Genomic DNA, 23,384 nt, shown 5'->3' with positions numbered 1-23,384 from the left:
CTATGCGGCGGGTTGTCCCTCCAGGGCGGCGCGGAAGCGCGCGTACTTGCGCTGGCCGGCCCAGCGCCAGGTGAGGGCCACGGGTGCGGGGAGGTTCTTCTTCAGCCACGCTCCGCCGCCATCCGGCTGGGCCGCGAGGATCGCGCCGAGCATGTACCAGGTATGGCCCTTGGGAGTCGAGGCACGCCCGTGCTTGGCGAACCACTCGACCTCCTCCTTCGTGAGCACGTGCTCCATGACCGGGACGATGTTCGCCTCCTCGTCCGGCAGGTGCTGGGTGAGGGCGTCCCGGATGCCGTCCACGGCGGATAGCAGCGGAGCCGCGGTCGCCTCCGACGGCTGCTGCCGCCACGCCGGGAGGGCCGCATCCAGCGCCGTCAGGTGCACGAGCATCGCCGCGTGCTGCTCCCGCATCCGCTGTACGTGAGCGGCGCAGCTCGGGGCGCGTTCGTCGAGCGCCGGCCAGAGCCGGGCGTCCTCGCCCTCGTGGTGGCCGTGCAAGGCGGTCGAGATCATGGCGAGCTGGTCGCCGACGGCGTCGGCGTGCGCGGAGTCACCGTCGGCGACGCCCTCGATGAGACGAGGTGCTTCGTCGAACGAGTGCCGGAAGAGGCGGTGGATCTCGATCATGCCGCTGGCGTCGCAGGTCTTCGGTCCATCGAGCGGGGACGCGCCGGAGGAAGGGAGTGGGGTCGCTGACATGGCGGAACCCTAGCGCCGCCCGACCCGTCGTGGCATCCCCGAATCGGAAGAGTGAGCGCTACGACGCGGTGTCGAGGGCGGGATGGATCGCTCGACAGTGCGTACAGTTCGCCGGAGCGAGTGGGGGCCGTAGCATCGCTGTGCGCGCGGCCCGTCGTGGAGGGCCGCGCGCATCCGTTTGCGTCAGATGGCGCGGATGGTCCAGGAGGCGGAGGCCGATGCCCCGGGCTCCAGCACGATCAGATCGGTCCCGGAGTTGTAGGCGTCCGGCGGGCACGTCATGGGCTCGACCGCCAGGCCGAGCCGGTCCAGCTCGGGCACCGGCTGGTCGGCCGTGTGGACCTGCACCCACGGGCAGTCCTCGCCCCAGGCCATCTCGACGCCCGTGCCCTCGGGGGCGGTGACGCGGACAGTCGCGAGCCCGTCCGCGGTCCGCTGCAGACCGGTGAAGGCGTGGTCGATGAAGGTGTCACCGATCCGGCGGGCTGTGCGGAAGTCCCAGATTCCGTCCTCGGCGGACGTCACATCGCTGAGGACCGTCGGGATGAGACGGTCTTCGGTGACCAGCAGCACGTCGTCCGCGGGAAGGGTCAGCGTCCACTCGTCGACGCGCCCGGGCCCCGCTACGAGGTACGGGTGCGGGCCTGTTCCCCAGGGCGCCCGGGTCGGGCCGGAGTTGGTGCCCGTCACGGTGGCGTGCAGCCCCGACTCGTCGAGGGAGAACGCGACGCTCACATCCACCCGGTGCGGGTATCCCGCCTGGGCCTGGATGGTTGCGGCGAAAGTCACGCTGCTCGCCGACCGGTCGATCGCGTCGAAGTCGAGCCAGGCCGCAAGGCCGTGGAGCGCGTGCCCGCGATTCGGCTCGGTGAGCGGAAGCTGCTGCTCCTCACCCTCGAAGGTGTAGCGGCCGTCGACCACCCGGTTCGGCCACGGCGCGAGGGTCGCGCCGCGGAAGGCGGGGCGCACTTCGTCCGGGTCGAACGGAACGACCAGCGCGCGGCCGTCGAACTCGAGCGTGCGCAGGGTCGCGCCGACGGAGGCGATGGTCGCGTGGTAGTCGCCGGCCGTGAGGCCGAAGTGGGTTCCGGAGATCGGTGTGCTCATCCGCCCATTCTCCCCGACAGCGCCCGCCGAGCACAGTAGCCGCCGAGCACAGGAAATTTGCGGGGTTCGGGCCGCTCGGAGCGCACTTTTCCTGTGCTCGGCGGCTACGGGCGGGGGTCAGGTGGAGGCTCGGAGGGCCGCGTAGAGGTCGGCGCGCGCTGCGAAGGAGGAGAGGTCGCGACCGAGCAGGCGCTCGGCGTCCGCGACGCGCGCCCGCAGCGTGTGCCGGTGCATCCCGAGTTGGCGCGCAGCCACGTCGTACACGCCGTCCGCGTCCAGCCAGGTGCGGAGCACACGCGGGAGGGACGGGTCGGCGGCGACCAAGGGCCGGAGCGAGGTCTCGGCCACGGCCCGCGCGTCGGGTGTGTGCAGCAGCGCGAGCATCCCGGCCGCCGCCACATCGTCGAACGAGGGCACCGGGTCGTCACCGCTCGCGCGGCCGCGCGCGGTCTGCGCTTGCGCAACGGCGGCCGGGAGGGTGTCCAGCGTCGTGGCCGACGAGAGGCCGCCGCGCAGGTCGAAACGCGCGGCCACGGTCGCGACGTTGTCGTCATCGCCGACGATGACGAGCTCCTGACCGTCGCGGGCGAAGAAGCCCTCGGCGTGCGACTCCAGCCAGTCCGCGGCGGCCGCGATAGCCGAGCCGTGCAGCACGGCGACGCGCACGGGCGCTTCCGGCAGTGCGCCGAGCACCGGCTCGGCGATGGTGCCGGCGACCGTCGTCTCGCCTGCGATGAGCGCACGCCAGACGGCGGTCCGAAGGCGCGCCCGCGCTGCGTCGGCGGCCCGGGACTGCTCCAGCGCCAGCCCGGCGAGGGCCACCACACCCGTGACCACCTGCTGGGCCGCCGCATCCAACCCCTCCGACCCGACCGCGAGGACGCCGCGCAGCCGGCCCGCCGCGCCCAGGGTCTGCAACGCGAACGGACCCGCGTCCGTCCCCACCGCCCCGGCCGCCCGCCGCCCGCTGCGGAGGAGGGGCTCGGCGGCCTCCGACAGCGCCCGGCGCGCGCGTGCGTCCAGCGCCCCGGACGGATGGCTCCGGGCGACCGCGCCATCGGCTCCCACGAGCGCGACCGGCCGCTCGATCTGCCGCGACAGCTCCGAGAGCACCGCACCCAGGGCGTCGGGCCGCAGGGCCGCCAGTGAGATCGCCCGGGACGCGCGGAGCGCCCAGGTACTGCGGGCGTAGGCGTCGGCGGCGACCCGGTCGGCGACGAAGCGCGCAACAGCGATGAACGGCGTGCGGTATGGCACCTCGAACAGCGGCAGCCCATGCCGCGTGCACGCGTCGACAAGCGTCGCGGGCGTCCCCGCGCGCACCACCTCTGTCCCGAACCCGATGGCGGCGATACCGTGCTCCACCAGCCGCAGCACATACGGCTCCGCATCCTCCGGCGGCTGTGTCACCAGCAGCACCTGCCCGGGCGCGAGGAACGGTGTGGGGTCCGGGAGGTCGGAGCTGTGCGCCCAGGCGAGCGGTGCATCCAACTCGCCCACCGTGGCCGGCGTGAGCAGGTGCAACCCCAGCTCGGGACGGGCCAGCAGCTGGGTCAGGGTCGCGGGCATCGGGTCTCCATCTGCCAGGGTGTCGATCCCCAACGCAGCGATTGTACGTCGCGTCCACGACTCGAATCGTCCGCACTTCTTAGATTCGGGACATGACCATCCTCGACACCGCCATCGACGCCCCCGTCGGCGGACCCTCGCTCCCGCAGGAGCGCCGGCTCGTCACCCCGATCCCCGGCCCCGAGTCGCGCAAGCGCGCCGAGCGCAAGGCGCAGGCCGTCGCTGCCGGTGTCGGCACCACCATCCCCGTCTACACGGTCGCGGCCGGTGGAGGGGTCCTGGTGGATGTGGACGGCAACTCGCTCATCGACCTCGGCTCCGGCATCGCGGTCACCGGCGTGGGCAACTCCGCACCGCGCGTCGTCGAGGCCGTGACCGCGCAGGTCGCCGCCTTCACGCACACCTGCTTCACGATCGCCCCCTACGACTCCTACGTGGATGTGGCCGAGGCGCTCAACCGCCTTACCCCCGGCGACTTCGCCAAGCGCAGCGCTCTGTTCAACTCGGGCGCCGAGGCGGTGGAGAACGCGGTCAAGATCGCTCGCCACTACACCGGCAAGCAGGCGGTCGTCGCGTTCGACCACGCGTACCACGGGCGCACCAACCTCACGATGGGGCTCACCGCCAAGAACCAGCCGTACAAGAACGGGTTCGGACCGTTCGCGCCCGAGATCTACCGCGCGCCCCTCAGCTACCCGCTGCGCGACGGCGGCCTGACGGGCGCAGAGGCGGCCGCACGCGCCATCACCATGATCGAGAAGCAGATCGGCGCCGCCAACCTCGCCGCACTCATCATCGAGCCGATCCAGGGCGAGGGCGGCTTCATCGTCCCGGCCGACGGCTTCCTCCCCGCGCTCCAGAAGTGGGCGAACGCCAACGGCGTCGTCTTCATCGCCGACGAGGTGCAGACCGGGTTCGCCCGCACCGGCACCATGTTCGCCTCGGAGCAGTTCGGGATCGTCCCCGACCTGATCGTCACCGCGAAGGGAATCGCGGGCGGCCTGCCGCTGTCGGCGGTCACCGGCCGCGCCGAGATCATGGACGCCCCGCAGGTGGGCGGTCTGGGCGGCACCTACGGCGGCAACCCGCTCGCCTGCGTGGCGGCGCTCGCCGCGATCGAGACCTACGAGACCGAGGACCTCGCGTCCCGAGCCCGTCAGATCGGCGACATCCTCTTCGAGAAGCTCGGCGCGCTCCGCGACGCCGACCCCCGCGTCGCCGAGGTCCGCGGACGCGGCGCGATGGTCGCCATCGAGCTCGTCGACCCCGAGACCGGCGAGCCGGATGCCGCACTCACGTCGAAGGTCGCCGCTGCCGCGCACGCCGCCGGCGTCATCCTGCTGACCTGCGGCACGTTCGGGAACGTCATCCGCTTCCTTCCGCCGCTGAGCATCCCGGACCACCTCCTGATCGAGGGTCTCGACGTCGTCGCGGAGGCGGTGGCCGGCGCATGACCATCGTCGACACGAACACCGAACTGTCGGCCCGCGAGAGCGAGCTCCTCGCCCGCGTGCCGGACGGGCTCTTCATCGGCGGACGCTGGGAGGCCGGCACCCGGGACCGGATCGCCGTACAGGATCCCGCGACCGGCCGCGTGATCAAGCGCATCGCGAATGCCGCGCCGGAGGACGGGATCCGCGCGCTCGACGCTGCGGTCGCCGCGGCCGACGAGTGGGCGGCGACCGCGCCCCGCGTTCGGGCGGAGATCCTCCGCCGGGCGTTCGACCTCCTTCAGGAGCGACGCGACGACTTCGCGCTCCTGATGACGCTCGAGATGGGCAAGCCACTCGCCGAAGCGAACGGCGAGGTCACCTACGGCGGCGAGTTCCTCCGCTGGTTCTCCGAGGAGGCGGTCCGCATCTCCGGCCGCTTCGGGCGGAACCCGGAGGGGACCGGCACCATGGTGGTCTCCCAGCGCCCGGTCGGCCCGTGCTACCTGATCACGCCGTGGAACTTCCCGCTCGCGATGGCAACGCGCAAGATCGCGCCTGCGCTCGCGGCGGGCTGCACCGTCGTCGTGAAGCCGGCCGAGCTGACCCCGCTGACCACCCTGTTCTTCGCCCAGCTGCTCGCCGACGCGGGCGTGCCCGACGGCGTGGTGAACGTCATCCCGACCAGCACCGCCCGCACGGTCTCCGAGCCGATCATCGCGGACCCACGGCTGCGGAAGCTGTCGTTCACCGGCTCGACGCCGGTCGGCCAGTCTCTGCTGGCGCAGGCCGGCCAGAACGTGCTGCGCACGTCCATGGAACTCGGCGGCAACGCGCCGTTCGTGGTGTTCGGCGACGCTGACCTGGACAAGGCGGTGGAGGGCGCGATGCTCGCCAAGTACCGCAACATCGGCCAGGCCTGCACCGCCGCGAACCGGTTCATCGTGCACGAGTCGGTCGCCGAGGAGTTCGCTCGCCGCGTGACCGAGAAGGTGCAGGGATTCCGGGTCGGCCGCGGCACGGAGGAGGGCGTGACCATCGGACCGCTGATCGACGACCGCGCCGTCGCGTCCATGTCGGCGCTGGTGAAGGATGCCGTGGATCGCGGTGCGCGCGTGCTCACCGGTGGAACGGCTCCCGAGGGCGACGGCTTCTTCTTCGAGCCGACCGTGATCGCCGATGTCCAGCCGGGCAGCGACATCCTCCGCGAGGAGATCTTCGGTCCGGTCCTCGCCATGACGACGTTCTCGACCGAGGACGAGGCCGTGTCGGCCGCCAACTCGACCGAGTACGGCCTGGTCGGTTACGTGTTCACGCAGGACCTCGCCCGAGGGCAGCGGATGATCGACCGGATCGACACCGGGATGATGGGGCTGAACACCGGGCTCGTCTCGAACGCCGCGGCGCCATTCGGCGGCGTCAAGCAGTCCGGCCTCGGCCGCGAGGGCGGTCTCGAGGGCATCCACGAGTACCTGAGCACGAAGTACACGCTGATCCCGGGCTGACCCGCCATCCGCCGTGGGACTGGTCGCCGAGGGGCACGCAGCTGATGATCAGCCGGCGTGCCCTTCTGCGTTCAGCTCCTGCTTGACGTCGTGCTCGATCAGCACCGGCACGTAGGTTCGCACCGGAGCGCCGTCGAAGCTCTCGTGGTGCTTCTCGACCAACCGGTCGATCCGCTCCCGCGGAACCGTGGGGAAGCGTTCGGCGAGACGCTCTGCGGCGTGCTCCACAGCGATGTCCTCCTCGGAGCTGCCCCGAGAGAGCTGGCGGTCGTCGATCGTCATGGCGCGATTATGCACCCGGAGGGTTAACGACGGCCATGGGGTCTGCCAGGCTGGCTTCATGGATGAGACCATCGAAGTAGTCGTCGTTCGCGTGTTCACCGATGAGAGCGGCCGGAACGGGAACGAGCTCGGGATCGTGGCCAGTTCGGCCGCGACGGCGAAGCGCGAGCAGGAGATCGCGACCGCCCTCGGCTTCAGTGAGACGGTGTTCCTGGATGCGGTCGACGAGGCCGGGCGGGCTGCGGACATCCGCATCTTCACGCCCGCCAAGGAGCTGCCGTTCGCCGGTCACCCGAGCGTCGGGACCGCCTGGTGGCTTGCCGACCGGCGCACCCCGGTCGAGGTGCTGCGCGAGTCCGCCGGGGACGTCGAGGTGGTCGTCGACGACGACACCGCCTGGATCACCGCCCGGCCCGAGTGGACTCCGGAGTTCTCCTGGCTGCAACTGGAGTCGCCGGAGGACGTGGACGCGCTCGACCCGTTCGCGTTCGCGTCCGGCCAGCACTACGCCTACGCGTGGATCGACGAGGCGGAGGGCAGCATCCGGTCGCGGATGTTCGCGCCCGAGATGGGCATCATCGAGGACGAGGCGACCGGCGCCGCGGCCGTCGCGCTCACCGCCCGGCTGGGACGGCCGCTCAGCATCGTTCAGGGTGAGGGCTCGAACCTGTTCACCGAGCCGCTCGGCGACGGCCGGGTGCGGGTCGGTGGAACCACGGTGTACGACCGGACGATCGAGGCGACGCTCTAGCGTCCGGTCCCCAGTGGTGAGCAGGTGTCGCGACTCGCACGGCGATCGCGCACCTACTCACCACTCGTCGCGTGCTACTCGGCGACGCCGACGTACTCCGCTGCTTCGTCCGGCGTCTGGACGGGCGACTGGAGCCGGTCACGCAGCGCGCGCCCGAGGGCGGCGTCGACGTTGGTCCAGTACTGGATGGCCCGCTCGCGGATGTCCTCCCGCTTCACCCCGCCGACCGCTCCGGCGATCGTGTCCAGGAAGCGCTCCTTGGCCGCGTCGTCGTACACCTCCCGGTACAGCGTCCCGGCCTGGCCGAAGTCGTCGTCCTCCGCGTGCAGGGTCGCCGCCGAGCGGACGAGCGCGCCGTCGGATTCCCACGAGCCCTCGCCGGCGCGGTCGAGCTGTGCCGACGGTCCGCCGAACGAGTTCGGTGCGTAGACCGGGGCGTCCGCGGTCTTGAAGCCGTGCCGTGCCGCGCCATCCTGCGAGTAGTTGTGCACCGGGGCGACCGGACGGTTGACCGGAAGCTCGTTGTAGTTCGTGCCCACGCGATAGCGCTGGGCGTCCGGGTACGAGAAGACGCGCGCCATCAGCATCTTGTCGGGGCTGATGTCGATGCCCGGGACGGTGTTCGCCGGCGAGAAGGCGGCCTGTTCGATCTCCGCGAAGAAGTTCTCCGGGTTGCGGTCGAGAGTGTGGATGCCGACCTCGATGAGCGGGTAGTCGCTGTGCGGCCAGACCTTCGTCAGATCGAACGGGTTGAAGCGGTACGTCGTGGCGTCCTCGTATGGCATCACCTGGACGGATACGCGCCAGGCCGGCAGGTCGCCGCGCTCGATGGCCTCGTAGAGGTCGCGACGGTAGTAGTCCGCGTCGGCGCCGGCCAGCTGCTCCGCCTCGACGCCGGTCATCTCCTCGTTGCCTTGGAGCGCGTGGAAGTGGTACTTGACCCAGAAGCGCTCACCCGCCGCGTTGATCCACTGGTAGGTGTGCGAGCCGTAGCCCGGCATGGTGCGCCAGGAGCGCGGGAGTCCCCGATCGCCCATCAGGTAGGTGACCTGATGCGCCGACTCGGGGGAGAGGGTCCAGAAGTCCCACTGCATGTCGGCGTCACGGAGGCCCGAGCCGGGCAAGCGCTTCTGCGAGTGGATGAAGTCGGGGAACTTGATCCCGTCGCGGATGAAGAAGACCGGGGTGTTGTTGCCGACGATGTCGTAGTTTCCCTCGGTGGTGTAGAACTTCACCGAGAAGCCGCGGACGTCGCGCCAGGTGTCGGGCGAGCCCTGCTCGCCGGCCACCGACGAGAAGCGCTGGAGCGTGCGGGTGCGCGTGCCGGGCTGGAAGACCGCGGCCTTCGTGTACGCGCTGACATCCCCCGTCACGACGAACTCGCCGAAGGCACCGCCGCCCTTGGCGTGGACGATCCGCTCCGGGATGCGCTCGCGGTTGAACTGGGCGAGCTTCTCGACGAGGTAGCGGTCGTGCAGCGCGGTGGCGCCGTCGCGTCCGGCCGTCAGCGAGTGTGCGTCGCTGGCGACCGGGGTCCCGGTCTGGGTGGTGGTGTAGTCATCCGACATGGTTCTCCTCGGTGGTGATGAGCGCTCAGCGTGTGAGCGCTCAGACGTGCAGAACGCGCGGGGCGCGTTCTTGGCAGGACGGGCACAGCCCCCAGAACGTGACCTCGGCCGACTCGATCGCGTACCCGCCCGCCTCGGAAGGCTGGAGGCACGGCGCGTGACCCACGACGCAGTCGACGTCGGCCACCGCCCCGCACGAGGTGCAGACGACGTGGTGGTGGTTGTCGCCGGCCCGTCGCTCGTAGCGCGCCGGCGAGCCTGCCGGCTCGATCCGGCGCAGCAGCCCGGCGGCAGTCAGGTCGCCGAGCACGTTGTGCACGTTCTGGATGGAGGTGCCCGGCAGCCCCGGAAGAACCGAACGGAACACCGACTCGGCATCCGCATGCGGCCGGTCGTCGAGTGCTTCGAGCACCGCCACGCGCCCGCGCGTCACTTTGAGTCCGGCATCCCGCAGGGCGCTCTCGAGCCGTGCCGTATCCATGCCCCCACACTAGTCGGATGTTTTGAATAACTAAAAATAGGCAGAGTTCCGGGCGCGGCGTCCGGCGGCCACGGGCTGTCGGAGGCGGACCGTCTGCCTCTCCATGACGATGGTCACCGGGCCGACCGCATTCTGGATGGCACGCAGCGCCTCTGCCTCGCTGCGCGCCTCGACCGAGACCACCATCCGACGCGAGTCGTTCGTGCGAATCACCGTGAGCTCCATGACTCCCCTTCCGGCCCGCACCCACGAGCCTTCATGGATGTAGACGAGCCGGTATGCCCCTTCGTGACGACAAACGGCACATTATTCTCAGCGACGCGATTCTCAGCGGGCGCGGGAGCGCAGGCGTGTCTCCTCCAGGTCCAGCAGCGACTGCGCCTCGGCGAGCACGCGTGACGGGTACGAGCCGCGGGCCCGCTCCACGAGGAGCCGGGTGCGCTCCGCATCCACCACGGCCAAGCGCAGCGTCCGGTACAGGTGATGGGGCCGGCTGGCCTCCGGGGCGTCAGCCGTCATGGTGCGTTCCCAGGCGGATTCGGCGCGGAGGTACGACGACTGCCGGACACGCTCCACCACCTCGGGATCGATCGGGCTCGAGGTGCTCGCGGCCGACTCCGGATCGTCCAGCACGGCGAGCCCGGCTTCGCTGAGGTCGTCGAGCAGCTGGGCGAGCAGCCGCCGATCCGTCCCCGCGTCCGCCCCTTGCAGCCCGAGGAGGCGGATGAGCGCAGGGAGGGTGCCGCCCTGCACGACGATGCTGACGAAGGCGACGGTGAAGGCGATGAGGATGAGTTGCGGCCGGTACGGGATCCCCTCTGGCAACGACTGCGCGGCGGCGAGGGTGACGACGCCGCGCATCCCGGCCCAGCCCAGGACGACGCCGCCTTTCCAGTCGATCGCCTCCTGGCGGTACTCCTCGAGGTCGGTGCGATGGCGCAGGTAGCGCTGCTCCGCCCGCTGCTTGCGGAGCGACTGCCATCGATAGCGGACCGGATGGTCGCGGAAGTAGCTGATCATCAGCCACTCCCGGAGCACGGAGCGCTCGGCCCGCTCCGCCCGTCGGCGGAGACCGAGGATGAGCGGGACGATCAGCACGAAGCGGATGACGATCAGGGACACGACGGCGATCAGCCCGATGCCGACCGCGTTCCAGACGCTCAGCACCTCCGGATTCTGGACGTCGCCGACGAGCGTCCGCAGCTCCAGGCCGATCAGGAGGAAGACGCCGTTCTCGAGCAGGAACTGGATCGTGCGCCAGTTGATCGCGTCACTGATGCGCGCCTGAGCGCTGAACTGCCGCGGCGCCGCATGGCCCGTGTAGAGGCCGGTGATGACGACCGCAAGCACGCCCGAGCCGTGCAGCGCCTCCGTCGGAGCGAACGCCGCGAACGGGACGACGACCGAGAGCGCGGTGTCGAGCACCGGGTCGCTGAGCTTCGAGCGCACCCAGACCGAGACGAATCCGACCACCAACCCGATGACGGCGGCGATGGCGACGGCGCTGAGGAAGTCGACGACGCCGGCCCAGGGCGTGGTGAGGGCGCCGAGCGCAGCGGCGATCGCCGTCCGCAGCAGCACCAGGGCTGTCGCGTCGTTGACGAGACCCTCGCCTTCGAGCACGGTCAGCAGTCGCGGCGGGAGGCCGAGCTTGCGTCCGATCGACGTCGCGGCGACCGCATCCGGCGGGCTGATGATGGCGCCAAGGGCGACGGCCGCTGCCAGGCTCAGATCCGGCAGCATGGTGAACAGGACGAAACCCGAGGCGAAGGCCGTGATCACGACCAGCACGATGGAGAGCCCGGCGATCGGCGCGAGGTTGCGGCGGAAGTCGGTCAGCGGGACGCTGATCGCCGCCGCATAGAGGATCGGCGGCAGCAGCCCGTCCAGGATGATCTCGGGCGGCACCTCGATGTCCGGAACCCCCGGCAGGAACGACAGCACCACCCCGACGATGACCAGGATGATCGGCGCCGCGACGCCGAGTCTGCGGGCGAAGGCGGCCACGCCGACGATGACCGCGACAGCGATCACCGCATAGACGCCCAGCTCCATCGTCTAAGCGTACGGGGAGGCTTCGCTCGGTGGGCGGTTACCGGGACCGCAGTCCGTCGACCGCCATGGCGATCACGCGGTCGCGCTGGGCGTCGTCCTCGAACGCGACACCCGCGATGCCCGAGACCATGCGGATCACATCGCCGATCGTCGCGTCGTCCCGCAGTTCGCCCGCCGCCTGCGCGCGCTGGAGGAGCGGCTCGCCCGCGTCGTACAGCGACGTGCGGCAGCTGAGGAGGACGGGGGAGTCCTTGTTGAGTCCGTCGATGAGAGCCCGCTTCGTTCCCACATATGTCACGAAGCGTCGCAGCCACGCCTCCACCGCCTCCCACGGCTCGAGGGTTCCGGCCTCCTCGGCGGCGCGGACCACGGCTGCTACCTCGTCGATGTAGACCGCCTCGACCAGGGCATCCCGGGTCGGGAAGTTCCGGTAGAGCGTGCCGATGCCGACGCCGGCCCGTCGCGCGATGTCCTCCAGCGGCGCCCCCGGTCCCTGCTCTGCGAACGCCTCGCGGGCAGCCGCCAGCAGCGCGTCGAAGTTGCGGCGCGCGTCCGCTCGCTGCGGGCGCACCACGCCGAGCGTGGGGGTCTCGGTGCCGGTCACGGCGACGGTCCTTTCGGGGTCCAGGATGAAACGGTTGCGAAGCGGAGGCATCCTCCGGTACTGTAGAACCTGTAACCGGAGGAACCCTCCGAACGGAGCCTCCCTCCATTCTAGCCCTTTTCGGGCCTCACCTCGAGAAACGGAAACACCCGACAATGTCTCGATCCCACCCCGGACTCACCTTCGCCATCCTGGCGCTCAGCGTGGGCTCCTTCGCGACTCTCCAGTCGCTCGTCGTCCCCGTCCTCCCCGTCATCCAGTCGGACCTGCACACCACCACTGCGGGCGTCACCTGGACCATGACCGCCTGGCTCATCGCCGCCGCGGTCGCAACACCGCTGCTCGGCCGCGTCGGCGACCTGGTCGGCAAGCGCCGCATCCTCGTCCTCGCACTGCTCGCCGTCGGCATCGGAAGCGTCGTCGCCGCGGTCGCGCCCACGATCGGCGTCGTGATCGCCGGCCGTGTCATTCAGGGCCTCGGCGGGGCTATGTTCCCGCTGGCGTTCGGCATCATCCGGGACGAGTTCCCTGCACGCCGGCTGCCGTCGGCGATCGGCGCGATCGCCTCCATCATCGCCATCGGCAGCGGTCTGGGCACCGTGCTCGCGGGTCCGCTCGCGGCGGCGCTCAGCTGGCGCGGTCTGTTCCTCCTCCCCGTCGCTCTCACGGCGACCGCCGCGGTGCTCGCCCTGATCTTCATCCCCGAATCGCCGACGCGCGCCACCGGCGGGGTGAACCCGTGGGCGGCCGTGCTGCTCTCCGGCTGGCTGATCGCGCTGCTCCTCCCGCTCAGCACCGGAGCGCAATGGGGATGGTCGTCACCGGCCGTCATCGGACTGCTCGTGCTCGCCGCGCTGCTCCTCGCCGCCTGGGTGCTCGTGGAGCTGCGCTCGCGGCATCCACTGGTCGACATGCGGCTCATGCGCGAACCGGGCGTCTGGTCGATGAACGCGGCCGCCGTTTTCATCGGCGCCTCGATGTTCGCCGTGTTCGCCTTCTTCCCCCGGTTCGTCCAGACCCCCACCTCGACGGGGTACGGACTCGGCGCCACGGTCGCCGGGTCCGGGATGCTCATGCTCCCGATGCTCGTGACCATGGCCGTGACCGGCTTCCTCAGCGGACCTCTGGCCCGCTGGGTCGGCTTCCGCGCGCAGATCGTGGTCTCGGCCGTCGTGATGGGAGCGGCGAGCCTGTCGCTCGCGTTCCTCCACGGCTCCTTGATCATGGTCGCCGCCGCTGCGGGAGTCTTCGGCATCGGACTGGGTCTCATCTACGCCGCGATCACCAGCGTGGTCGTGCAGAGCGTGCCTGCCACGCAGACCGGAATCGCGAGCGGCATGAACGCCAACCTGCGGACGGTCGGCTCTGCCGTGGGGGCGGCCGTGATGACGGCGCTCGTCACGGGGGCCATCGCGCCGGACGGGCTGCCTGCCGAGCGCGGCTACACCGAGGGCTTCGCGACGGCCGGATTGCTCGCGCTCGCCGCGGGCGTGGTGACCGTGGTCGCTGCAGTGATCATGCGGTCCGCGCGCCGTGCGGCGGAGTCGCTGCCGACCGCGGAGGTCGCGTCCGCGAATGTGGCACCGGGCGCGGCGACCATCGCAGAGGCCGCTGACCTCGAGGCGGCAGGCGAGCTCGCCCTCCTCCCCGCCGCGTCCGTGGATGAGGCCGCCGAGATGGCCCGCCTCGCCGCGAAGGTGGCCGAAGAGGCCCCGTCCCGCGCCCCCCGCGAGACCCTCGAGGTCGCCTAACCCTCGCCCCCGAGCCCTCCCGACGCGGGCTGGGCGGGCCGGGCGGGGCGGGTCAGGCGCGGAGGGCGGCGGCCTCGCTGCGCCAGCGGGCGAGAAGGGCCCAGGGGTCGGGTGCTCCGTCGCGGAGGCGCGCGATGTGGTCGAGGAGGGACGGATCCGTTTCGAACCATTCCGTGCCAGGGATGCGGCGATCGGCGAACTGCTCGTGGCGCCGATGCTCGAGCATCCGGTCGCCCCGCTCGAACGCGAGCACCTCATCGTGGGGGAGTGCGCTGAACCGCTGGGCGGGATTGGCGGTCGTGCCGATCTTGATCCGGTCCCGGTAGCGCAGGTAGTACACGACGTCGACCCGGGTCGACCTGGCCCCCTCCGGCGGCGGCTCCGCCACCCGCCACTCGCACACGGCGCACAGCCAGCCCGCGGGGTACCGCACGCCGAGCCGGGAGCCGCAGAACGCGCACGGCGACGGCAGCACGTCCGTCACGCCGAGGTCGCCATCCACCCAGTCGTGCGCCTCCAGAAGGTGCCCGAGACACAGGGCGAGCGGAGCGCCGGCGTGTGCCGGGGCGCCGCACAGTGCGCACGCGGTGTCCATGGCGCGAGCGTAGCCGCGGCCGCCGACAGCGCGAAAACGTCAGTCGGCGGAGGAGCCGCCGGAGACGGTGATCGCTTCGCGAAGGGCGGCCACCGCCGCGCCGCGCGCCCAATCGGTGAAGGTGTGACGCCGGACGACGAGGCGGCAGTTGGCGGCCGCCCCGAACGCGTGGGCGAGGAACTCTTCGCGGAAGCGGCGCTCGTACAGGTCGTAGTCCATCACCCCTTCGCCGGCGATCACGACGACCTCCGGTCCGAAGAGGTTGACGGTGGCCGCCAGGGCAGCGCCGATCGCCGTGCCGGCATGTTCGAAGGCATCGACGGCGCTCGGATCGCCCTCGTGGGCGAGGTGGATTGCGTCGTCCAGAGTCAGTGCGGGATCGTCGTGCGCGCGGCGTACGGCGTCCCGGATCGCGTGGGAGGACGCCACAGCCTCGACGCACCCCCGCCGACCGCACACGCAGAGCGCGTCCGACGACGCCAGGGGGAGATGTCCGATCTCACCCGCGACGCCGTGCGATCCGACCACGACGTCGCCGTTCACGTAGATCCCGCATCCGATGCCGGCGCCGATGGTGACGATCGCGAACGAGTTCGCATCCTTGCCAACGCCGAACCAGTGCTCCGACTTCGCCAGCGCCCGCACGTCGTTCTCGACGGTGACGGGAAGACCGAGTCGTGACGCGAGTTCGCTGCCGAGGGGAACGTGCGTCCAGTTCAGCAGCGGAGAATGCCGGACCGTCCCGGTCTCCGTGTCGATGTCACCGGAGACCGAAACGCCCACACCGCTGAGGTGCGCCGCGTCGTCGCCGAGCTGCTCGACGAGGGACGTCACCGACTCCACGATCGCTGCGATGGTGGTCTCGGGGTCGTGGCTCTTGAGCCTCCGCCGAGTGGAGCCGAGCACTTCGTTTCCGAGGCTGACCGTCACTGCGAAGATCTCGCCGGCGTTGACCTTGACACCGACAGCGATCATGGAGCGCGGAACCACGCTCAGGGGACGGACCGGGCGACCCGGGAACGAGTGCTCGGCGTGCTCACCGACGGTGACGTAGCCGCTCTCGATGAGCGGGCTGACCGTCTTGGTCACCTTCGCCTGCGAGAGACCGGTGAGCCGTCCGATGTCGAGCCGGCTGACCGGGCCGTGGGTGATGATCCTCGTGAAGATCTCGGCGGACTTCGCGGTCCCCAGAGCGGGTCGGCGACCGACGCGCTCGGGCATGGTCGTGCTCATCGGACCGCGTCCTCACGCAGCCCGGCTCTGACGTTGTTGTCTCGCACAGGACGAGGCTAGCCCACAACAGCAGTTTTGTTGCTGTTGTGCGTTAATCCGTGAACATCCGGAATGCCTGCCGCGTCCAGAGTCGCGCACCCTCCATATGATTCCCGCAGTGAGCGGTCCCGAGTAATTATTGACAACGGCAAAAAAATACGTTTTGCTTTACACGATCCCGCCGGGCGGCGGACACGATCGACCTATTGGAGTCTTCGATGACGAAGGTGATAAGTACCCAGGCTCGCGCCGCCGCGCATCGCCGGCGTCGCCTGCACGAGAGGCGGCGGTCGTGACGAGCGCCCCACCCGCGACGACGGCGCCACCCACGACCAGAGCGGCGAAAGCGCCCATGCCGGCGACACCTCGGGTGGCGCCCCGCCGCAGAAGCCTGGGACAGCGTTGGCGGATCTCGTTGCGGCGGCACTGGCAGCTCTACCTGCTGACCATCCTTCCGCTCGCGTACTTCGTGATCTTCAAGTACGTCCCCATCTCCAACGCGATCATCGCCTTCAAGGACTACAGCCCCATCCTCGGCGTCTGGGGCAGTCAGTGGACCGGCTGGACGAACTTCCAGCTGATGCTGCAGAACCCGCAGTTCCCCACGCTGCTCACGAACACCCTCGCGCTCTCCGGCTACGCGGTCCTGGCGAGCTTCCCCATCCCGCTCCTCCTCGCGCTCGCGCTCAACGAAGTGCGCCACCGCTGGTTCCAGAAGTCGGTGCAGCTCATCACCTACGCGCCGTACTTCATCTCGACGGTCGTCGTGGTGTCGATGATGATCCTGATCATGGCGCCGAGGCTCGGGATCCTCAGCGAGGTCTTCGGGTTCTTCGGCGTCCCGGCGCCCGACTTCCTCGGCGATCCCGACTACTTCCGGCATGTCTACGTGTGGTCGGACGTCTGGCAGACGGCCGGGTACTCAGCGGTCATCTACATGGCTGCGTTGTCGGGCATCGATCCGTCGCTCTACGAGGCGGCGAAAGTGGACGGCGCCTCCCGCCTCCGCAAGATCTGGCACGTGGATATCCCGGGCGTCATGCCGACGGCGATGATCGTGCTGATCCTGAGCGTCGGCAACATCATGTCGATCGGGTTCGAGAAGGCCTTCCTCCTGCAGAACCCGCTGAACCTCGGTCAGTCCGAGATCATCGCGACGTACGTCTACAAGCTGGGCATCCTCAACGCCGACTTCGGAACGGCGACCGCCGTCGGCCTCTTCAACTCCGTCATCAACCTTGTGCTGCTGCTCGTCGTCAACTGGGTCGCACGTCGTGTGAGTGGGAGTGGACTGTGGTGACCCTCGACCGTCTGGCGGACCGCGGCAGGACGAGGGCCAAGGCGCCCTCGATGAAACCGCGTCGCATCCGGGAATCGACGTCCGACCGCGCGCTCCTGGTCGTGATCTATCTGGGCCTGATCCTGGCCGCGCTGGTCGTGCTCCTGCCGTTGCTGTTCATCCTCGCGAGCTCGTTCTCCTCGCCGCACGCGGTGACCGCGGGGGAGGTGTTCCTCTGGCCCGTCGATTTCACCCTCAAGGGCTACCAGACGGTGCTCGCAGACCCGCAGGTGCTCCTGGGCTACGCGAACTCCCTCTTCTACATGGTCGCTGGCACACTCATCAGCACGACGCTGACGATCTGCATCGCGTGGCCGCTCTCGCGCCGCACGTTCATGGGCCGCAACGTGATCATGTCCATCCTGCTGTTCACCATGCTGTTCAGCGGCGGCCTGATCCCCACCTACATGGTGGTCCAGAACCTCGGACTGCTCGACACCCGCTGGGCGCTCCTGCTGCCGCAGGCCGTCGCGGTCTGGCAGGTGATCATCGCGCGGACGTTCTTCCGCTCGGCGATCCCCGAGGAGCTGGTCGAAGCGGCAGAGCTCGACGGTGCGAGCGAGTGGCGCTTCCTCTGGACGATGGTGCTGCCGCTGTCCAAGCCGCTGATCGCCGTCATCGCTCTCATGTACGCGATCGGCCAGTGGAACGGCTACTTCGATGCGCTGCTCTACCTCAAGAGCTCCGATCTATTCCCGCTCCAGCTCGTGCTGCGCAACATCCTGGTGCTCAACGCCACGAACGGGGGCACGAACGATCTCGCCGCCCAGGCTCAGAACCAGGATCTGGTCAATCTGCTCAAGTACTCGCTCATCGTCATCACGAGTGTGCCGGTGCTGATCATTTACCCGTTCGTCGCCCGCTACTTCAACAAAGGGGTGCTCATCGGGTCGGTCAAGGGCTGACCCTGCCGACCCGCACCCCGCTCGTCCCCCGCAACACCGCACGTCCCGTCACGCAATCCAAGTTCCAAAGGAGGAACGAACCATGATGTCCAACACAGGCAATCGCGCCGCACGGCGTCGACTCTCGGCAGCGGTCACCGCCGTCGCGAGCGGTGTCGCGCTGCTCGCACTCTCGGGCTGCACCCCCAGCTCGGCGTCCAGCGGCGACGACAAGATCGGCGGGACGGCGCACCTGAGCGTCTTCGCCCAGCAGGGAACCGGTCAGGATCTCGCCACGAACGCCTTCACCAAGGAGATCGAGAAGAAGTTCAACATCACGTTCGCGTGGCAGACCACCACCCAGGACTCCTCCGTCGCTCCTGAGAAGCGTCAGATCCTCATGGCGAGCGGCGACTACCCGGACGCGTTCCTCCTCATTCCGTGGGTGGACCAGTTCAACCAGGTCGACATCGAGAAGCTCGCGAAGCAGGGCGTGGCCGTCCCGCTCAACGATCTCATCAAGCAGTACGCGCCCGACATCCAGAAGGCGCTGGACAGCAACCCCGACTACAAAGCGATGGCGACCTCCCCGGATGGCAAGATCTACGGCCTGCCGCAGCTGGCCGAGACGCAGCACATCCAGTACCCGTCGAAGCTCTGGATCAACACCGACTGGCTGAAGAAGCTGAACCTCCAGATGCCGAAGACGACGGAGGACATGAAGAAGGTCCTCACGGCGTTCAAGGACAGCGACCCGAACGGCGACGGCACGAAGGACGAGATCCCGCTCAGTGGCGACTCGCACGACTCGCTGATCCCGTTCTTCATGAACGCGTTCATCTACGACCCGCAGAACCCGGACAAGGGCATCCAGTCCACCACGGTGCTCAACAAGGGCAAGGTCGACATCCAGGCGAACAAGGACGGATGGCGCGAGGGCCTGAAGTACATCAAGTCGCTGTGGGATGCCGGGCTGATCGACAAGGGCGCGTTCACCCAGAACCCCGCCGCACTGGCTCAGGAGGGCAACAACGCCGGTCCGGTCATCCTGGGAAGCGCCAGCGGCCTCCACCCGTACATCTTCGTGACCCCCGCCTCGAAGGACGGCCGTGACAAGCAGTACGACGCCGTGCCGCCGCTGACCGGACCCGATGGCGCAGACTACGCCACGTACGCCTTCGGCAGCACGCCCGGCGCGACCTTCCTGCTCACCAACAAGGCCTCGAAGAACGACCAGGTGGCCGCGATCAAGATGGTGAACTACCTCTTCACCGAGAAGGGCCAGCTCGACGGCAACTTCGGACCGGAGGGCAAGGGATGGGCGAAGGCCGGCGCCGACGACAAGGCGCTCGACCCGGCCGAGAAGCCGCTGTTCACGAACCTGCAGCTCTCTCAGGATGCGGCGAACGCCGTGCAGTGGGGAGCGCTCTCGACCTACAACCAGAGCGAGAAGTTCCGTGGGTCGCAGGCCGTCCCGACGGACATCTACGACACGTCCGGCTACGAGCGCAGACTGTTCGACGCCACTCAGCTGTACAAGGGGCACGAGGACAAGAGCCAGATCTACCCCACGTGGCGGGTGTGGCCGGACCCGGCCAAAGCGACCCAGGTCGCAACGGAGCAGACGAACATCGACAGCTACGTGACCCAGAACGCTCTCGCCTTCATCACCGGATCGAAGAACCTCGACACGGACTGGGATGCGTACGTGAAGGGCTTCGACGGGCTCGGGCTGAAGGACTACTTGAGCACGTTGCAGACGGCCTACGACGCGTCCAAGAAGTAAGCCCAGCGGCTCCGGTCGGGCGCCACAGGATGACGCTCGACCGGAGTCGCTGCTCGCGCCCTCGTCGCCCGGGACCGTCAGTCGACGAGCGCGCGGATGGCCGTCGCTGCGGCTCCCCTCGCCCAGTCCTCGAAGGTATGGGGGCGGACGACGATGCGGCAGCGGTCGGCGGATGCGAAGACGTGCTCGGCGTACGACCGGCGCAACGGCGTCTCGAACAGGTCGAAGTCGGTGACGCCCTCGCCGCCGATGATGACGAGCTCGGGCCCGACCAGGTTGACCAGGCTGGCGATGGCAGCGCCGATGACGGCTCCCGCCTCGCCGAACGCCTCCAGCGCCGCCGAGTCGCCGGCGCGGGCCAGAGTGACCGCTTCGCGGATGGTGACCGCGCGGCCGTGCGCGGACGACACGGCGGCGACGATCGCGCTGGTCGCCGCGACCGCCTCCACACAACCGCGGCGTCCGCAGGCGCAGACGCGGTCCGGTGAGGTCAGCGGCAGGTGGCCGATCTCGCCGGCGACGCCGTAGGCGCCCTCGACGACCTCGCCGTTCAGGTGGAGGCCACTGCCGATGCCGCGACCGATGGTGACGATCGCGAACGAACGGGTGCCGAGGCCGACGCCGAACCAGTGCTCGCCGACGGTGAGCGCGCTCACGTCGTTCTGGACGACGACGCTCAGGCCGAGGCGCTCGGACAGCGTCGCGCCGAGGTCGACGCCCCGCCAGCCCATCTGGGCGGAGTCACGGACCACGCCGGTCTTCCTGTCGACGTCGCCCGACACGGCGACACCGACTCCCGCCAGCCGCGACCTCAGGCCGCCGAGCGCGTGCTGAAGACGACCGCACAGCCTCACGATGGCATCGGCGACGGCGGCCGGGTCGTGGGATACGAGCGGCAGACGGTCAGAGGTGATGACGCGAGTGGTGAGGTCGGTGGCGACGCCGATGAGCTCGTCGGCGTTCACTTTCACGCCGAGGGTCACGAGCGCGTCCGGCACGACCGCGACCGGGCTGACCGGACGGCCGGGGAGCCCGGTCAGGTGCGGATCGAGGGAGTCGCTGACGAGTCCAGCGGCCACAAGCGGTGTCACGGCCTTCGTGACCGCCGCCTGGGACAGCCCGGTGAGCCGCGAGACGTCGATCCGGCTGATGGGGGAGCGCGTAAGGATGGTGGTGAAGACGCGTGTGGCCGCATCCGACGACGATCCGAGCAGCGCGATGCGTCTCCGCGTCTCGTCGTTCATGGGTTCTTTCACGCCTACCTCTGTGGTCGCCCGGACTCCATCACCAAGGGTAGGCGGATCTCATCCGCGGAGTGGTCGACGACGTGCACGCCCTGGGCGGGGACCAGGACGTCGACGTCGGTGGCGCCGTACCGGAGGCGGACCTCACGGGTATCGGGATGGGGATTGTGCAGGACGGCGGTCTCGAGGCGGCCGCCGGACCAGGCCAGGTCGACCGTGAGGCCGCCGCGGACGCCGAGAGCCGTCACCCGGCCGTCCGGCCAGGCGGCCGGCAATGCGGGAAGCAGGTGCACGACGCCGGCGTGACTCTGCAGCAGCAGCTCCGCGATCGCAGCAGGGAACCCGAGGTTGCCGTCGATCTGGAACGGCGGATGCGTGCTGAAGAGGTTCGGCAGGAGGCCGCCCCACTCGGAGCCGTCGACCGGCCCGTGCCGGCGCGCGTCGCCGTCGTACGGTGTGAGCGCCTGCTGCAGGAGTTCGTGCGCCGTCTCACCGTCGCCCAGGCGGGCGCGGAGTGCGATCTTCCACGCCCACGACCACCCCATCGCACCGTCTCCGCGAGCGTCGAGGAAGCGCCGGGCGGCGTCGGCGAGGGCGGGAGTGCCGTCGGGGGTGATGAGCTCGAGGGGGTACAGGCTGACGAGCGCCGACAGGTGGCGGTGCGCGGGCTCATGCTCCGGGGCCTCCTCCGACCACTCGAGTAGCCGTCCGTCCCCGCCGATCCCGGGTCCGGGGATGGTGGAGAGCGCAGCCTCGATCTCCGGGCGCAGCGGGTCGCTCATGCCGAGCACGTCGAGTGCGCGGAGGGCGCGCTGCAGGAGGGAGCGGACCAGCTCCCGGTCCATCGTCGCCGTGAGCCCGAGCGCGCGGGGTACTCCGTCGCCGTCCCGGTACGAGTTCTCGGGGGAGGTGGACGGGGCGAGGAACGCTACGCCGTCGTCGTCGACCTGAAGCCAATCGAGGCAGAACTCCGTCGCGCCACGCAGAAGCGGCCAGATCCGCTCGCGGAGGAGGTGCTCGTCGTCGGTGAACTCGTAGAGGTCCCACAGCGAGTGGGTGAGCCAGACGCCGCCCATCATCCAGATCGCCCAGCTGGGCGCTCCGTGGCCCATCCCGACCGGGAGACTCCAGCCCCACAGGTCGCTGTTGTGGTGAGCGACCCAGCCGCGGCAGCCGTACAGCTCACGGGCGACGTCGCGCCCGGTGACGGCCAGCCGCTCGACGAGCGACACCAGAGGCTCGGCGTCAGCGGTCACGCCGAGCGGTCCCGCAGCCCAGTAGTTCATCTGGGTGTTGATGTTGATCGTGTAATTGGACGACCACGCCGGACGCAGTTCGCCGTTCCAGATGCCCTGCAGGTTCGCGGCGGGGCCACCCGCATGCGACGACGAGGTGAGCAGGTAGCGGCCGTACTCGGCGGCGATCGTCGCGCGCAGACCGTCATCGCCTCCGCGCAGGACGTCCGCTTCGACGTCCCACAGCCCTTCGCGCCGGCCGCCGATCGCGAACCGCGCCGCCGCCGGATGGCGGGACTCGCCATCCGTGGCGGGGTCCGCGCTGCCGGCGATGGCGCCGAGTGCGCGGTCCCGTGCGCGGTCCCGGATCGTCTCCGTTGAGACGGTCCGCCACTCGTCGTCCGCGCCGGCCCACCACGACTCAGCGCGGGTCGACGACGAGAGGGCGATCAGCAGTCTTCGGGCATGACGGACGATGAGGCCGGAGTCCCCGGCTTCCGTCGTGCCGTCACTCCGCACCGCGAGGACCGCGGCGGCGAAGCCGTCGTACGTTCCGTCTCCCGGCTCCGCGTAGCGCAGCGGCGGGTTGACGGAGGTTTCATGGAGAGGAGCGCCGTCGACCGGGACGCTGACATCGAGGACAACCGTCCCATCCGCAGTCGCACGGCCCAGCTCGCGCAGGGGGGTGGTCAGAGCCAGGCGCACCTCGGGCAGTTCCTCGGTCGAGGCGATCGATACCAGGAGGGTGCGCGCATCCACGCGGGAGACGCGTTCGACACGGGCTCCGCCGACCTCCAGCGACTCCGTGACGGTGCAGCGGTCGAGGTCGAGGACCCGTGCGGGCTCGCCGTCGACCGGACGCGCACCCGGCAGCCCCACGGTCAGCTCGACGAACGGGAGGAATTCCTGGCTGTACCGCCCCTCGAACGTGAGGAGCAGCTCCTCGGCACGGTCGAGGTCGCCGGCCGCCAGCGCAGCACGCACCTCGGCGAGTCGCTCCGGCCCCGCGCCCTGCGCGACGACGCGGCGGAGCTCGGCTGCGGCGATGTCCGGGGAACCGGACCACACGGTCGCGTCGTTGACCTGGTAGCGACCCTCCGCTCCACCGAAGACCATCGCGCCGAGGAGCCCGTCGCCGAGCGGGAGGGCCTCCTCCCACGAGGTTGCGGGCGCGTTCCAGGCGAGCCGGAGGGTCTGCTCGGGCGTCTCGTCGGGGATCGTCAT

Annotated in this window: 20 protein-coding genes; 7 read left to right on the top strand and 13 right to left on the bottom strand. The window is 69.8% G+C overall.

Features of this window, described 5'->3' with window-relative positions:
* The 3 genes from P3F85_RS13200 to P3F85_RS13190 all read right to left on the bottom strand — a co-directional run bounded on the left by P3F85_RS13200 (position 1) and on the right by P3F85_RS13190 (position 3,411).
* Complete coding sequence (locus P3F85_RS13200; RefSeq protein WP_374008159.1) at positions 1–702, bottom strand: hemerythrin domain-containing protein; 702 nt, start codon at positions 700–702, stop codon at positions 1–3.
* Between the two features lie 183 nt (positions 703–885).
* Positions 886–1,809, bottom strand: a complete 924-nt coding sequence (locus tag P3F85_RS13195; protein WP_374008157.1) for an aldose 1-epimerase family protein — start codon at positions 1,807–1,809, stop codon at positions 886–888.
* A gap of 117 nt (positions 1,810–1,926) precedes the next feature.
* Complete coding sequence (locus tag P3F85_RS13190; RefSeq protein WP_374008155.1) at positions 1,927–3,411, bottom strand: PucR family transcriptional regulator; 1,485 nt, start codon at positions 3,409–3,411, stop codon at positions 1,927–1,929.
* Between the two features lie 59 nt (positions 3,412–3,470).
* Between P3F85_RS13190 and gabT the strand changes: the two genes are divergently transcribed.
* Together gabT and P3F85_RS13180 are read left to right on the top strand one after the other, a co-directional pair.
* Positions 3,471–4,832, top strand: coding sequence for a 4-aminobutyrate--2-oxoglutarate transaminase (gene gabT / locus P3F85_RS13185; protein WP_374008153.1), 1,362 nt, complete (start codon positions 3,471–3,473; stop codon positions 4,830–4,832).
* Positions 4,829–6,313, top strand: coding sequence for an NAD-dependent succinate-semialdehyde dehydrogenase (locus P3F85_RS13180; protein ID WP_374008151.1), 1,485 nt, complete (start codon positions 4,829–4,831; stop codon positions 6,311–6,313). Before gabT ends, P3F85_RS13180 begins: the two co-directional genes overlap by 4 nt.
* Before the next feature lie 48 nt (positions 6,314–6,361).
* Here the strand turns inward: P3F85_RS13180 and P3F85_RS13175 are convergent, their stop codons facing one another.
* Positions 6,362–6,595 carry a three-helix bundle dimerization domain-containing protein gene (locus P3F85_RS13175; RefSeq protein WP_374008149.1) on the bottom strand — a complete coding sequence of 78 codons (234 nt, stop codon included), beginning with the start codon at positions 6,593–6,595 and terminating at the stop codon, positions 6,362–6,364.
* A gap of 58 nt (positions 6,596–6,653) precedes the next feature.
* Here P3F85_RS13175 and P3F85_RS13170 point away from each other — a divergent pair, with 58 nt between their 5' ends.
* On the top strand, positions 6,654–7,346 hold the full coding sequence (locus tag P3F85_RS13170) for a PhzF family phenazine biosynthesis protein (RefSeq protein WP_374008147.1): 693 nt from the start codon (positions 6,654–6,656) through the stop codon (positions 7,344–7,346).
* A gap of 74 nt (positions 7,347–7,420) precedes the next feature.
* On the opposite strand, the gene P3F85_RS13165 is transcribed toward P3F85_RS13170, so the two are convergent.
* From P3F85_RS13165 to P3F85_RS13145, 5 genes are all read right to left on the bottom strand, one after another.
* Positions 7,421–8,914, bottom strand: coding sequence for a catalase (locus P3F85_RS13165; protein WP_374008146.1), 1,494 nt, complete (start codon positions 8,912–8,914; stop codon positions 7,421–7,423).
* A 40-nt stretch (positions 8,915–8,954) separates the two neighbouring features.
* Positions 8,955–9,395: a Fur family transcriptional regulator gene (locus tag P3F85_RS13160; protein WP_374008144.1), complete on the bottom strand. Its 441-nt coding sequence runs from the start codon at positions 9,393–9,395 to the stop codon at positions 8,955–8,957.
* A gap of 30 nt (positions 9,396–9,425) precedes the next feature.
* Positions 9,426–9,620 (bottom strand): hypothetical protein, encoded by a 195-nt coding sequence (locus P3F85_RS13155; protein ID WP_374008143.1) that lies wholly within the window; start codon positions 9,618–9,620, stop codon positions 9,426–9,428.
* Positions 9,621–9,722: 102 nt separating this feature from the next.
* Positions 9,723–11,450 (bottom strand): cation:proton antiporter, encoded by a 1,728-nt coding sequence (locus P3F85_RS13150; RefSeq protein WP_374008141.1) that lies wholly within the window; start codon positions 11,448–11,450, stop codon positions 9,723–9,725.
* A 37-nt stretch (positions 11,451–11,487) separates the two neighbouring features.
* Positions 11,488–12,105, bottom strand: a complete 618-nt coding sequence (locus tag P3F85_RS13145; protein ID WP_374008140.1) for a TetR/AcrR family transcriptional regulator — start codon at positions 12,103–12,105, stop codon at positions 11,488–11,490.
* A gap of 104 nt (positions 12,106–12,209) precedes the next feature.
* Between P3F85_RS13145 and P3F85_RS13140 the strand changes: the two genes are divergently transcribed.
* Complete coding sequence (locus P3F85_RS13140; protein WP_374008138.1) at positions 12,210–13,805, top strand: MFS transporter; 1,596 nt, start codon at positions 12,210–12,212, stop codon at positions 13,803–13,805.
* A 52-nt stretch (positions 13,806–13,857) separates the two neighbouring features.
* On the opposite strand, the gene P3F85_RS13135 is transcribed toward P3F85_RS13140, so the two are convergent.
* Positions 13,858–14,400: a GIY-YIG nuclease family protein gene (locus P3F85_RS13135; protein ID WP_374008136.1), complete on the bottom strand. Its 543-nt coding sequence runs from the start codon at positions 14,398–14,400 to the stop codon at positions 13,858–13,860.
* Positions 14,401–14,439: 39 nt separating this feature from the next.
* A complete protein-coding gene (locus P3F85_RS13130; protein ID WP_374008135.1) occupies positions 14,440–15,633 on the bottom strand; it encodes an ROK family protein in 1,194 nt (397 codons plus the stop codon).
* A 391-nt stretch (positions 15,634–16,024) separates the two neighbouring features.
* Here P3F85_RS13130 and P3F85_RS13125 point away from each other — a divergent pair, with 391 nt between their 5' ends.
* The 3 genes from P3F85_RS13125 (at position 16,025) to P3F85_RS13115 (ending at position 19,681) form a co-directional block, all read left to right on the top strand.
* Positions 16,025–16,972 (top strand): ABC transporter permease, encoded by a 948-nt coding sequence (locus tag P3F85_RS13125; protein WP_374008133.1) that lies wholly within the window; start codon positions 16,025–16,027, stop codon positions 16,970–16,972.
* Between the two features lie 50 nt (positions 16,973–17,022).
* Positions 17,023–17,916 carry a carbohydrate ABC transporter permease gene (locus tag P3F85_RS13120; protein ID WP_374008132.1) on the top strand — a complete coding sequence of 298 codons (894 nt, stop codon included), beginning with the start codon at positions 17,023–17,025 and terminating at the stop codon, positions 17,914–17,916.
* Between the two features lie 82 nt (positions 17,917–17,998).
* A complete protein-coding gene (locus tag P3F85_RS13115; RefSeq protein WP_374008130.1) occupies positions 17,999–19,681 on the top strand; it encodes an ABC transporter substrate-binding protein in 1,683 nt (560 codons plus the stop codon).
* A 77-nt stretch (positions 19,682–19,758) separates the two neighbouring features.
* Here P3F85_RS13115 and P3F85_RS13110 read toward each other — a convergent pair whose 3' ends face one another.
* Together P3F85_RS13110 and P3F85_RS13105 are read right to left on the bottom strand one after the other, a co-directional pair.
* Positions 19,759–20,925 carry an ROK family protein gene (locus tag P3F85_RS13110; RefSeq protein WP_374008128.1) on the bottom strand — a complete coding sequence of 389 codons (1,167 nt, stop codon included), beginning with the start codon at positions 20,923–20,925 and terminating at the stop codon, positions 19,759–19,761.
* Between the two features lie 14 nt (positions 20,926–20,939).
* The gene (locus P3F85_RS13105) at positions 20,940–23,384 is read right to left on the bottom strand and encodes a glycoside hydrolase N-terminal domain-containing protein (RefSeq protein WP_374008126.1); all 2,445 of its coding nucleotides are present in this window, start codon (positions 23,382–23,384) and stop codon (positions 20,940–20,942) included.

Origin of the sequence: Leifsonia sp. T36S-04, assembly GCF_042465655.1 — a bacterium.
Classification (GTDB): Bacteria; Actinomycetota; Actinomycetes; order Actinomycetales; family Microbacteriaceae; genus Leifsonia.
The sequence above is the reverse complement of the archived record's forward strand: the minus strand, read 5'-3'. Positions and strand labels throughout refer to the sequence as shown.